Genomic DNA, 12,587 nt, shown 5'->3' with positions numbered 1-12,587 from the left:
TCAAAAAAATATGAGTCAAGATACAATAGACACAAAAGAGTTAGGAGAAAAAATTGTTGGTGTGCTTAAAACCATCTATGATCCTGAAATACCGGTAGACATCTACGAATTAGGATTAATCTATGATGTTTTTGTCAATGAAGATCAGGATGTCAAAATTTTGATGACGCTAACCTCGCCTAATTGTCCGGTAGCGGAATCCTTACCCGAAGAAGTTCGTGTAAAAGTAAAGTCGCTAGATTTAGTTAATGATGTGGAACTAGAGCTTACCTTCGACCCACCTTGGTCGCAGGACTTAATGAGCGAAGAGGCCAAACTAGAACTAGGAATGCTTTAATTTTCCATTTAATGGCAGATGAAATTATCAATAGAGTTGCGAACAATCAAAATCTAGTAACGCTGGATTTAGAAGATTTCTACCCTGAAGGGAAGAGAGTGGTTTTTGATATCAAAGACTGGTTGTTTCAGGAGCTTATTCTCAAAGAAAAAGAGTTTCGAGCCCATGTAAAAAACCACGACTGGAGCCAATATCAAGATCAATATGTGGTGTTGACCTGTTCTACCGATGCCATTATTCCTGGGTGGGCCTATTTATTGCTTACCACTACTTTACAGCCTTATGCCAAAAAAGTGTGTACCGGCAGTGTTGAACTATTAAATGCTTTACTTTACGAAGAAATCATTACTAAATTAGATGTAGCACCTTACGAAAATAAATCCGTAATTATTAAAGGTTGCGCAGAAAAACCTGTGCCAGAAAGTGCGTTCCTTTCTTTGATACAAAAATTACAGCCCATAGCTAAAACTATTATGTATGGCGAAGCCTGCTCTTCCGTTCCGCTATATAAACGAAAATAATTTATTTCTTATATTAGTTAACCGAGATTGAAATTTAGAAACAATCTCTACACACATCTTTTAATCATCAATAAATCGTAATACAATGAAGAAAAAATTGTTATCAATTGTATTTCTTGGGTGCTTTTTTATTGTTTTATCGCAAGAAGAAGAAAAAGAAAAACCAAAAGACGGATGGAGTACAGCAGGAAATATCAGCTTTTTATTTAATCAATCTGCTTTTAACGCAGAATGGCTTGGTGGAGGAACCTCAAACATTGCAGGTAACTTGGCGATCTCCTATGATTTTAATTATCGCAAAGGAAATTTGACCTGGGATAATAAGATATTGGCGGATTATGGGCTAGCTAAGGGACAAGATCAAGAGTTTACGCGTAAGACCAATGACCGTCTTGAATTTAATTCCCTACTCGGTAAGCAGATCAAAGCATCTAACTGGTACTATTCGTTCTTTGTCAACTTTAGAACACAGTTTGCGCCAGGTTATACGTTTGGAGAAGATGTGGATGGCAATGAAACCCGAACTGAAATTACACACATCCTATCCCCCGCCTATATACAGGCTGGTCCTGGTATGCTTTGGAAAAAAAGCGACAATTTTAAGGTAAACATTGCTCCTGCTACAGCGAGAATCATAGTAGTGGACAAAGATTTCACCAGTATTCCTGGATATGTAGACGGAGATTATTTTGGTGTGGACGCTAACAAAACGACTCGATTTGAATTTGGTGCGGCCTTAAATGGTTATGCTAAGTTTGAACTGATGAAAAACGTTTCTATGGAAAACATCCTGAATTTATATGCTAACTATCTAGAGGATCCTCAAAATGTTGATATCGATTATACCGCTAATGTGGTCATGACGATTAATAAATACCTTTCAACAAACCTTACCTTTCAGGCAATTTATGATGACAATGCTATCGGAGCATTTCAAATCCGGGAGGTATTTGGGCTAGGTATTAATTATGGTTTTTAGACCGTCTATCTATAAAATTATCATAATTAAAAGGAGCTTTTGCTCCTTTTTTTAGTTTAAGTATTCATCTTATGTTCAGTTTATCGATAATAAATACATTTAATCTTGAAAATCCTTTACTCATAATTTATATTTGAAGCCCAAAAAATTAGTTGATGCAGCAACAGTGGTTTTTGTTTATTTTGATTATGGCTTCTATGCTTTCTTCTGCGCAGGAGAAAAAAAAAGATACCACAAAGGTAAAACAGCTTGATTCAATACAAGTAAAGTTAGAACAAGCTATCGAAGCGGAACTGCAAAATACCCCAAAGGATTTGAATATCATTGTTCTTAAAGGGATTCTCAAAAAACTATCCCCTAAAAAAAAGAAGAAGCCAGAGCAGATCGGTTGGAAATCCCAGGGGAAATTCTCCTTTCTATTTAACCAGTCTGCCTTTAACTATAACTGGCAAGGGGGAGGAACCTCAAATATTGCCAGTAATGCTATATTGAACTATAATGTAAATTATAAAAAAGATGGATTTACCTGGGATAACAAGCTACTGGGAGACTACGGAATTACGATATTAAAAGGAGAAGATTTTCCGAGAAAAACCAACGATAGGATTGAGTTTAATACCCGATTAGGTAAACGAATACATCAAAGTTTTTGGAACTACTCGTTTTTCTTAAATTTTAGATCCCAATTTGCTAAAGGGTATAAGTTTAGTGAAGATCCAGATACCGGAGAAACGCTACGCACAGAAGAAACAGAGTTCTTCTCCCCTTCCTATATACAAGCTGGTCCAGGTATTTTATGGAAAAAAAGTGATGATTTTAATTTCAATATAGCCCCTGTGACCTCGCGAATGATTTTTGTGGACGATAGATTTACCACAACTCCTGGATATGTAGATGGCGATTATTTTGGTATCGATCAGGGCGAAACGGCGCGATTTGAATTTGGTGGTTCTTTAGCGGGCTACTTTAAGTTTGAGGTCATCAAAAATATAGAGATGGAAAACATCCTCAATCTTTATTCTAACTACATAGAGGACCCCTGGAATGTGGATATCGATTATACCCTAAATCTTAATTTAGTGGTCAATAAATATGTATCCGGTAGTTTTGCATTTCAAGCTATTTATGATGACAACGCCACCTCTGGCTTTCAAATACGAGAGGTATTAGGACTGGGGCTTAATTATGAGTTTTGATTGAAAATTCTATTCAACACCCTTATTTTTCTTTTGCTGATCCATTGCGTTAATAGTTAGTACTATTTCTTCAATCCTCTGTAATCCTTTTTTACCCACCCCACGGTATATTATTTATAAGTCTTTATCGATTAATAGAAATGTAGGGTAATTATCAACTCTAAGTTTTCCTACGATTTTGTTATGAAGCAGACTGTCATTACGGACGCGTTCTACATATATATGTGTCCAATCTAACTTTTTCTCTTTTATATATGTAACACCTGGTTCTTTTTCAAAGTCATAATCAACTCCAAGCATTGCTACTTTAGGATACTTTTTATGAAATTCCTTTAAATCAGGAGTTAGTTTTAGACAAGGGGCGCACCAGGTACCCCAAAAATCAATCAGCAAAAGCTTTTTATTATTTAATAACCAGGAAACACGTTGCTTGTTACCGCTTATATCAGTAAGAGTATAATCTTTTAGGGTATGCCCCATCTTATATCCATTTGGTAATGCAGATATGTTTAGTTTTTCTAAAAAAACCTTATCAAAGTTAGAGCCTATACTATCTATTATTATAAAATGTTGGCCTAACTGTAAAGTATCACCCTCATTAAACTCTTCGTATTCATTCGTATTTCTTCGAGGAAAAAATGGATTGTCTTTTGCTGTAAATAAAAAATCCACGTCATCATTATACAATTCTGCAGCTATTTTAAAAGAATCTTGTTCAATAGCGAAACTTCCTAATAAATGTTCATATCTAGCAGCTACTAACAGTAAATCATTATGCCTTTTTATCGCTTCAGAAGCATCCTTTTTTGTATAGAAATAATCTTTATAAGGAATCACTCTTACATAGCGATCTCGATTCACTACTTTGTTTTTGTAATATCTTTTAAACTTAAAATGTACTAAAGGAAAAGAGTCTCTTAAAGCAGCATTATTACTGGTTTTTTCTCTTAATGACGCATCAAAAGTATACAATTCATCATCACCAAAGTCAAAATTACCATTTAGATCAAGAACCATAACTTGGTTGTCTCCTTGCAGTCCAGAAAAAGCATAAATAGGATTTGTTAATGCACGAAATTCAGTCGAATCTATAAGCCCTTTCGCTAATAACGATTTTACTTCTTTAGTACTATTAAATCGTATAGACTGGATATTAGAATAGGTAAGATCAGGTACGTTATTAAATTTTTTTGATAGGGAATCAACATTTCCAAATGGTGATAATACCCACCCAAATGGACCATTGGTTGTTTCTTTTGTTAAATCAACAGTAAACGTTTTCTGTATATCTTCATTAGGCTTATTTTCCTTTTTACACGCAGTAAAAGAGAATATTACAAAAATAAAAGAGTGGATTGTGTTTCTCAAAATGGGTTAATTCATAAGATAAATGAAATGATGTTGATATCTGAAAAAAGCAGTTGTATTTCGATACCAAAATAAACAACCCTATACTAAAACAATTTATAGAGGGATTATTAAGGTTTTGATATATAAATTTTTAAATAGAAGTTAAATAGGCACAAAACTTAGTGGCTAATTATGAGTTTTGATCTTCATCATCCTCTTCTTCCACATATTCTGGATATAAAAAGTTATTGTACGGAAAACGAGTTACGTGAATGACTCTTACCTCTTGATACACACGCTTTCTAAACTCTTCCATATTTTCTTTATTGATCGCCGAAATAAACAACGCGTTATTACCTATCCTATTCATCCAGGTTTTCTTCCATTCTTGCAAGGTATAATGCGCCGTGGTTCTCTCTGTCATCAGATCATCTTCGTCGATCTGTTCTGGTTCGTATGCATCAATTTTGTTAAAAACCATAATGGTTGGCTTATCCGTACATTCAATCTCATCTAAGATTTGATTAACGGACGCAATATGATCCTCAAACTGGGGATGAGAGATATCTACCACATGGAGCAAAAGATCCGCTTCTCTGACCTCATCCAATGTACTTTTAAAACTTTCTACCAGCTGGGTGGGTAATTTTCGTATAAAACCTACCGTATCCGTTAACAGAAAAGGTAGATTACCTATTACTACTTTTCGTACCGTAGTATCCAAGGTAGCAAACAGTTTATTTTCGGCAAACACATCACTTTTAGAAATCACATTCATCAATGTAGATTTACCTACATTGGTGTATCCTACTAAAGCAACTCGTACCAATTGACCTCTATTGCCGCGCTGAGTAGCCATCTGCTTATCTATCGTTTCGAGCTTCTTTTTTAATAATGAGATTCGATCCCTTACGATACGTCTATCTGTTTCGATTTCAGTTTCCCCAGGACCACGCATTCCGATACCTCCACGTTGTCGCTCTAAGTGTGTCCAAAGCCCGGTTAATCGAGGCAATAAATATTGGTATTGCGCTAGTTCCACCTGAGTTCTGGCATAACTGGTCTGCGCGCGCTGAGCAAAAATATCAAGGATAAGGTTTGTTCTATCGATGATTTTTGCCTTTAACATTTTTTCGATGTTGCGAAGTTGAGCAGGGCTTAACTCATCATCAAATACTACTGTGCCGATATCATTTTCTTCTACATATTCCTTAACCTCTTGCATTTTACCAGAACCTATAAATGTTTTAGGATTAGGCATATCCATCTTTTGCGTAAAACGCTTCACTACCTCTCCTCCTGCGGTATAGGTTAAAAACTCCAATTCATCCAGAAACTCATTTAGCTTGTCTTCATCCTGGGTTTTAGTAACAATTCCTATTAAGACCGCTTTTTCATAAGCTATTTCCTTTCTTTCTAACATATATTATCTAAACTATCTTTTTTATATATTGCCGTTTTAACCTTACAAAGGTACAATATACAATGGTTATACCCTGACTTTTTGGTGCCTTAGCTTAAAATTAACGTATGCCCAAAAGCCTATTTTCTCATCATAAAAGTACTGATCTTTTTACCATTGCTTTTTACAATCTCGAAAATTTATTTGATACTAAAAACGATCCACATACCCTAGATGATGATTTTCTTCCTACATCGGATAAACAGTGGAATGATGAACGCTATTCCAAAAAGCTCAAAAAACTAGGTAAAGCCATTGCTAAAATCGGGGTTAAAGAAACCAGGCGATTACCAGTAATCGTAGGGGTTGCAGAAACCGAAAACCTCAAAGTCTTAGAGGACCTGGCAAATACTAAACATTTACGGCATCAAAACTATTCCGTAATTCATTATGAATCTCCGGATGAACGCGGAATCGATGTAGGTTTACTTTACGACCCAAAATACTTTACCGTATTAGACTCAGAGTCTATTCCCCTTTATGTAACCAATGAAGAAGGTATACGCGACTATACCAGAGACATTTTATATGTCAAAGGAATATTGAACGAAGAAGAACTACATATCCTGGTTAATCACTGGCCATCCCGAAGAGAAGGGGTGGATAGCACTGAGCCGAAACGTATTGCAGCGGCAGCACAAAACAGAGAAATTATAGATGATATTGTAGCACAAGATCCTGATGCTAAAATTATTATAATGGGAGATTTCAATGATGATCCCAATAGTAAAAGTATCCAACATTTAGTGCAGCAAGATCTTTATAATCCTTTGGAACATCTCTTAACAAGGTATGAAGGTAGTCTTAGCTATAGAGGTCGCTGGAATTTATTTGACCAAATTATTATCACACATAATTTTCACCGGTATCAAAAAAACCTTCACAACTTTAATAAAGCAGATATTTTTAACCACCCTGATCTAAAAATACATCGGGGCCGCTACAAAGGCCTGCCTTTTAGAACATACGTTGGCGATCAATACAAAGGAGGATTAAGTGATCATTTTCCGGTATATCTAATACTAAAATTTAATAATTAAAAAAGGCGGCCAGTTGGCCGCCTTTTTTATTGTATTATTCTTCTTATCTTAGTTTCCTGATATTTCAAGATTATCGATATGGTATCTGGTAGTTGGACCTGGATCCGCTCCTTTGTAACGGAACGCTACACGTACATTACCATCCAGACAAGAAATGTTTACCGGTCCTACAGACTCAAAACTTCCAAAGCTACCTGATGGTCCTCTAGGAATAGTAACATCTAACTGTGCCCACTCTGTGGTGGTAATATCTCCAGTAAAGTTATCAGTTATAAATACAGTAAGTATATTGCCGTTATCAAAGTTAACTTGAAGATCAAAGGCTAACTCTTCAGCCGTAGATCCGTCAAGGTTGATTTCTGGAGTAACTAACCAAACCTCAAATGGGTTTTCACCAGACCTAAATCCAGTAATTTGAGCGTATTGATTACCACTAAAACTACCAATTTCATAATCAAGACTTCCACCGGTAACATTTTGATTGATCCAACCTGCATTGGTTAAATCAGTACTACTTAATCCTGTAAAATTCTCAGAAAAAATAGTAGTTGATCCACCTGATTCACCAGTACACTCCAATACATTAGGATCACATCTATCCGGGTTATCAAATTGTAATCCTGCCACACTATTCAATACTAAATTAAACTCATCTCCAAAGAAGTTTTTAGTCAAAACCCCTTCAAAGCTACCTCGCTGAGCCGGTAAATCCAGGGATTTAAAATCAGCAAATGTACTAGTGCTTAATATAGCTGAAGCACCTGTAGCACAACTTTCTAAGGTTCGTTCTCCATCAAACTCATCTGTTGGTTCACCTGCAAAAGATAATGGGTCATTTACTAAAACATCTGCTCTGTTAAACTGTAAGTCAGTAATCGTTACAAACAAGTTAACGATATCATCAGAAAAATCCTCGATTGTAATTTCTAAGGGCACTATGGTGGCCACTTCTGCTGATCTTGTAATATATTCTTCCTGTAAAAAAGAAGGAATCTGATTTACGCGGTCACTAGATAACACCCCAAGTGTTGGCACACCGTTCTCTAAACCAACAGAAAGACCATCTAGCTTCACGTAGATTTTTCTTCCAAATTCGTAAGTTACATATAATGGATTCACATCAATAGGTATTCTCAAACCTGCCGTTGGAACCTCTGCACGATCCTGAACGATTAACTCTTCAAAAAAGTTACCTGCTCTATCACTAGAGATCACATAGGCTTCCATATATAGATTGGTATCTTCAAAAGTCACTTTTACATCGTCATTTCCTTCATCATTAATCTCCTGCAACAACACATCCACTACACCATCTACGGTAGTAAGTTGTCCGTCAATTTGTGGTTCATTGATCTCTAAAGGAGACAGTGTAAAATCATCATCCTGCACACAAGATGTTACTCCCAGCATTACTAGTAGTGCTCCTAAAAGTAGTTTATAGTTAATTGAATTCATTTGTATAATATTTTATTGTTGCGCTTTATTAAAATCTTAAATATAGGTTTAGGTAATAGGAACTTCCAAAACCAAAGAAGTAACGTGGTCCAAATACAGGAGTGTCTCGTTGTGCTTCTTCCAATGACGCTCTATAATTAGCGCTTCGTGATTGTTCAAATCCTCCGGTGATGTATCGCTCATCAAGAACATTATTAATACTGGCAAAGAAACCAACATAATAGTCACCAAATTTCCAGGACTTCCCTCCTACTACATTAACTAAATAATAGCTATTAAACTTCTCTTGCCTTAATAATTCTCTTGCTACGTTTTGATCGTAATCATTAAACGGTAGCCCATCATTGTCTAAGTAAAAGTTTTGTGTTCTAGCAAATGGGCTTACGTCAATATACGCATTAGAAAAATAATTCGCGGTAGCGCCAAACCACCAAAAATCAGGATCGCGATATTCAAATCCAAGCTGAGCCACATTTTGTGGACCATTAGCTAGCTTGTAGTCTTTAAGCTGTGATTTTCCAAAATAACGTGCTCCTTCGATAGTATTTTCTCCGGTACCCAAATTTTGCCCTAAGAAACTAGGACTTGTACTAGTAACAAATAAATCCGGGTTGTTGTCATAGGTATATTGACCTATTGCTGCAGCTCCTTTTAGCTTTATGGTTGGAGTAATTTGATACTCTATCCCTAACTCAGCTCCGATATGTCTTTTATCGATATCGGTTAAAATTTCCTGTACAAATCCGGCATCAGACCCTGATATGGCCTGAGTAAAGAAAAAGGCGATATCTGTAGCATCTTCGATCTTAGTATAATATCCGGTTAGTCTTGCTTTAATTTTAGGAGTTCTTAAAATATAGCTTAAGTCAGCAGATTGAATTTTTTCACTTTCCAGCTCTCCGTTTAAAGTAGGTTCCGCAGCGATCAATTGACTAACTGTTCGGTTGTTTTGTCTTGCATTCGCAAAAGAACTACGGATGGTCGGTGCTTTTGTATAATACGCTCCATTAAAATCGATAAGGTTTCTGCCGTCAATTTTAAACGTAAAACCTCCTTTACCACCATAGTTCGTGAACTCTAATTTGTCACTTCGTCCAAAAGAGCCTGTTCTTCCTTCTCCTGGAAAATATCCATTTTCAAACAATCCATTTCGTTGATAGCTCGTTTGTGTTACGTTACCACCTAAATAGAAATCTATCAATCTCGTTTTGAATTCTGCTTGCGCAAAACCGTTAACAACGTCTGAATCTATTTCATAATTGTAGTCGTAACGATCTCCTTCGCGCACAATTCTATTTCTATTTCTAAGGTCGCTTTGTGCTCTATCTGCTAATTCTGCTGGTGTAAGTCTAAATTCAGGCTCTACATCATTATCCAATTGAGAACCAAACGTATCTACATCCAAAAACCCTGTACCACCCAATAAATCAATTACCTCAGCAAAGTTTTCGCTTTTCAGTTTTCTATAATTTATTGCTCCATTTACAGAAATAGCGCTAGTTAACTGTCCTCTAAATATAGAGTTGACCGTCCATTGTGTATCATCTGTTCTATCTTCATAAAAAATATAGGTAGCATTTCTTCCTTGTGCCGTGTTTAATTGGTTAGCTGCAATTAATCTCCCCCAATTGAGTTGGCCGTCAGCCCTAAACGCCTCTTGCGCTAAATATGCATTTTGATAATCCAAAGGTGTCGGATTAGGCATATCTAAAAAAGAACTGGGTAAATAACTGGGGTGGATCGGATTGGTATCTCTACTGGCTCCCCCTCCTTGATATGTTTCTTGACCATCTGAAGATAACACCAAATCAGAACCATTATTATCCAATCGACTATTTCCTATTTTACCGGTTTGATAAGCCAAATTAGTGTTTAAACTAAATTTATCGTTAATATCCCAATAATGATTTAACATTAATACCGGTTCCTCAATTTCACGGACTCTGGAGTTCTTTTTTTCTCCATCATAGTATCCCCAGTTAGGATTGTATCTATTTCCTTTTAATTCAAAAACCTCTTGAGTGATGGCTGTTGATCTTCCTCTTCTATTAGGCGTGTAAAAACTAGTAAAGTTTAAACTGTGCTGATCATTGAATTTTTTCTCAACTGATGCAAATATTGAATTAGCATCATATAATGTTCCGTCTATGTAACCCTCGTCACCAAATCTTCGAGATAAGGATATAGAATAGGCCCATCCATCAGCCATTAAGCCTGAGTTATAGGTTCCCATAACCCTACCTAAATATGATCTATTGGAGGCTGCATAAGATACTCTTCCTCCTTTTCTATATTGTGAAGCTCGCATTACAATATTCGTGGTACCAGATAGATCACCAAACGTGTAATCGTTAGCAGAAATACCCATAGAAAATTCCTGATTACGCTGCACATCATTTAATCCGCCCCAATTGCTCCATTGTGGCCTACCATTAAACAATTTGTTCATTTCGATACCGTTGATCAAAACTTTACCGTTTTCATTACCTAAACCTCTGGGTCTGAAAAAAGCTGCACTAAAATCGAATGCAGCGGCATTTAAGAATACATCCCTAGAAGCTTGCAATAGCCCAGACACATTAAAAGACGTGTCTTCATCATCGTCTAGTTCATTGTCTGATAAGCTAATCGTACCTATCTGTATTTGCTCTTGATTTAAATCATATTCTAAATCTACTGTTTGCAGATCCAAAACCTGACCTTCATTAATTACCACCGGATATCGTTTAGTAATGTAACCCGGTTTAGAAATTACAGCAATCTGCTCCCCTAATGGTAATTGCACTCCAATAAATTGAAAAACTCCCTCTGCATTTGTAGTAGCAGAAAGTATAGACTTCTCTATAGCTACCGTTACATCAGGAATCTCTTCATTAGTAGTTGCATCCACTACTTTTCCTTTAAATCCAGTTTCTTGTGCATACCCAATAACACAGAAACTTATAAAGAAAATGAAGCAAAGCCCCCTCTTTAATTGTGACATTTTCATTTAAAAAAATAAGTTTTTAGTTAAGAAATTATTATTTCCGCCGCGCAAAAGTACATGTTTTCAATAGAAAAGTTAATTTTAGCCCCTAATTTGTTAAAGTTTTACAAAAAGATAATATAGTGACGAAGATGAGATTACAGAATTATGTTTTGGCTGGCCTACTGATTATAGTGCATATAGGATTCGCTCAAAACAAAAAAACCTATAAAGTTAATACCATAGCTTTTTATAACCTTGAAAACCTTTTTGATACTGAAGATGATCCTATAACCTATGATGATGATCGTACGCCAAACGGAAAAGATCACTGGACGGAAGACATATACAAAGACAAACTGAAAAATATGGCTAAAGTTATCTCAGAGGTTGGCGCTGACGTAACTAAAAATACTCCTGCTGTTATTGGTGTTTGTGAAATAGAAAACAGAAAAGTGTTAGATGACCTGGTAAATCAGAGTCCATTATTAAATAAAGATTACGGAATCGTGCATTATGACTCACCGGATCGAAGAGGGATTGATGTTGCCCTATTGTATCAAAAATCCATATTTAGACCGGTTAGTAAAAGTAAGCACGAGTTATTAATCTATAGTAAAGAAGATAAAAACAAACGAATTTTTACAAGAGATCAGCTTTTAGTTACTGGTTATCTCGATGGGGATTTAATACATATTATTGTCAATCACTGGCCCTCTAGAAGTGGTGGAGAAGCTCGTAGCAAATACAAAAGAGAGCAAGCAGCCGCATTAAACAAAAAAATAATTGACTCTTTGTTTTCTATAGATCCGTATGCTAAAGTTATCACTATGGGAGATCTAAACGATGATCCTGATAACTCTAGTGTTAAAAAGATTCTTGAGGCTAAAGAAGATAAAGAAGACGTTGACTTGAAAGAGCTTTACAACCCAATGGCAAGCATGGCAAAAAAGGGAATCGGTTCCTTAGCCTACCGTGATAGTTGGAATTTATTTGACCAAATTATCATTTCTGATGAGTTTTTAAAAGATGAATACGACTCCTACAGATTCTACAAAGCAGGAGTCTTTAATAAAAATTACCTTATGAATCCCAAAGGAAGATACAAAGGATATCCCTATCGAAGTTTTGCTAATGGAGCATATACCGGGGGATATAGCGACCATTTTCCTGTTTATATATATCTGATCAAAGAAGTACAATAAAAAAGCCCTCTTAGTGAGGGTTTTTTATACTTATTAATTTCGGATCTCCGAAAATTATCCTAAGTCCAATTAGAAAG

At 35.9% G+C, this 12,587-nt stretch carries 10 protein-coding genes; 6 read left to right on the top strand and 4 right to left on the bottom strand.

Annotated features, from left to right (window positions below; genetic code table 11):
• The first annotated feature begins 10 nt into the window (after positions 1–10).
• The 4 genes from EV197_RS02740 (at position 11) to EV197_RS02725 (ending at position 3,033) form a co-directional block, all read left to right on the top strand.
• Complete coding sequence (locus EV197_RS02740) at positions 11–337, top strand: DUF59 domain-containing protein (protein ID WP_130285205.1); 327 nt, start codon at positions 11–13, stop codon at positions 335–337.
• Between the two features lie 11 nt (positions 338–348).
• Positions 349–858, top strand: coding sequence for a DUF2480 family protein (locus EV197_RS02735; RefSeq protein WP_130285204.1), 510 nt, complete (start codon positions 349–351; stop codon positions 856–858).
• An 85-nt stretch (positions 859–943) separates the two neighbouring features.
• Entirely contained in the window at positions 944–1,837 is an 894-nt protein-coding gene (locus EV197_RS02730) for a DUF3078 domain-containing protein (protein WP_130285203.1), read from the top strand.
• Between the two features lie 155 nt (positions 1,838–1,992).
• Positions 1,993–3,033: a DUF3078 domain-containing protein gene (locus EV197_RS02725; protein ID WP_242610681.1), complete on the top strand. Its 1,041-nt coding sequence runs from the start codon at positions 1,993–1,995 to the stop codon at positions 3,031–3,033.
• A gap of 114 nt (positions 3,034–3,147) precedes the next feature.
• Here the strand turns inward: EV197_RS02725 and EV197_RS02720 are convergent, their stop codons facing one another.
• Together EV197_RS02720 and hflX are read right to left on the bottom strand one after the other, a co-directional pair.
• Positions 3,148–4,401 carry a TlpA family protein disulfide reductase gene (locus EV197_RS02720; RefSeq protein WP_130285202.1) on the bottom strand — a complete coding sequence of 418 codons (1,254 nt, stop codon included), beginning with the start codon at positions 4,399–4,401 and terminating at the stop codon, positions 3,148–3,150.
• A gap of 172 nt (positions 4,402–4,573) precedes the next feature.
• The gene (gene hflX / locus EV197_RS02715; protein WP_130285201.1) at positions 4,574–5,806 is read right to left on the bottom strand and encodes a GTPase HflX; all 1,233 of its coding nucleotides are present in this window, start codon (positions 5,804–5,806) and stop codon (positions 4,574–4,576) included.
• A 107-nt stretch (positions 5,807–5,913) separates the two neighbouring features.
• On the opposite strand from hflX, the gene EV197_RS02710 reads away from it, so the two are divergent.
• The gene (locus EV197_RS02710; protein WP_130285200.1) at positions 5,914–6,885 is read left to right on the top strand and encodes an endonuclease/exonuclease/phosphatase family protein; all 972 of its coding nucleotides are present in this window, start codon (positions 5,914–5,916) and stop codon (positions 6,883–6,885) included.
• Positions 6,886–6,933: 48 nt separating this feature from the next.
• On the opposite strand, the gene EV197_RS02705 is transcribed toward EV197_RS02710, so the two are convergent.
• Both EV197_RS02705 and EV197_RS02700 read right to left on the bottom strand, forming a co-directional pair.
• A complete protein-coding gene (locus EV197_RS02705) occupies positions 6,934–8,340 on the bottom strand; it encodes a DUF5689 domain-containing protein (protein WP_130285199.1) in 1,407 nt (468 codons plus the stop codon).
• A gap of 28 nt (positions 8,341–8,368) precedes the next feature.
• Positions 8,369–11,323, bottom strand: coding sequence for a TonB-dependent receptor (locus EV197_RS02700; protein ID WP_130285198.1), 2,955 nt, complete (start codon positions 11,321–11,323; stop codon positions 8,369–8,371).
• 134 nt (positions 11,324–11,457) lie between these two features.
• Here EV197_RS02700 and EV197_RS02695 point away from each other — a divergent pair, with 134 nt between their 5' ends.
• Positions 11,458–12,510: an endonuclease/exonuclease/phosphatase family protein gene (locus EV197_RS02695; RefSeq protein WP_130285197.1), complete on the top strand. Its 1,053-nt coding sequence runs from the start codon at positions 11,458–11,460 to the stop codon at positions 12,508–12,510.
• The last annotated feature ends 77 nt before the right edge of the window (positions 12,511–12,587 follow it).

Source organism: Aquimarina brevivitae, assembly GCF_004216895.1.
GTDB lineage: Bacteria > Bacteroidota > Bacteroidia > Flavobacteriales > Flavobacteriaceae > Aquimarina > Aquimarina brevivitae.
The sequence above is the reverse complement of the archived record's forward strand: the minus strand, read 5'-3'. Positions and strand labels throughout refer to the sequence as shown.

Coding starts and splice junctions, on each gene's coding strand:
- hflX (WP_130285201.1), bottom strand. CDS start 5,806: ATGTTAGAAAGAAAGGAAATAGCTTATGAAAAAGCGGTCTTAATAGGA.
- EV197_RS02730 (WP_130285203.1), top strand. CDS start 944: ATGAAGAAAAAATTGTTATCAATTGTATTTCTTGGGTGCTTTTTTATT.
- EV197_RS02725 (WP_242610681.1), top strand. CDS start 1,993: ATGCAGCAACAGTGGTTTTTGTTTATTTTGATTATGGCTTCTATGCTT.
- EV197_RS02700 (WP_130285198.1), bottom strand. CDS start 11,323: ATGTCACAATTAAAGAGGGGGCTTTGCTTCATTTTCTTTATAAGTTTC.
- EV197_RS02740 (WP_130285205.1), top strand. CDS start 11: ATGAGTCAAGATACAATAGACACAAAAGAGTTAGGAGAAAAAATTGTT.
- EV197_RS02710 (WP_130285200.1), top strand. CDS start 5,914: ATGCCCAAAAGCCTATTTTCTCATCATAAAAGTACTGATCTTTTTACC.
- EV197_RS02695 (WP_130285197.1), top strand. CDS start 11,458: ATGAGATTACAGAATTATGTTTTGGCTGGCCTACTGATTATAGTGCAT.
- EV197_RS02705 (WP_130285199.1), bottom strand. CDS start 8,340: ATGAATTCAATTAACTATAAACTACTTTTAGGAGCACTACTAGTAATG.
- EV197_RS02735 (WP_130285204.1), top strand. CDS start 349: ATGGCAGATGAAATTATCAATAGAGTTGCGAACAATCAAAATCTAGTA.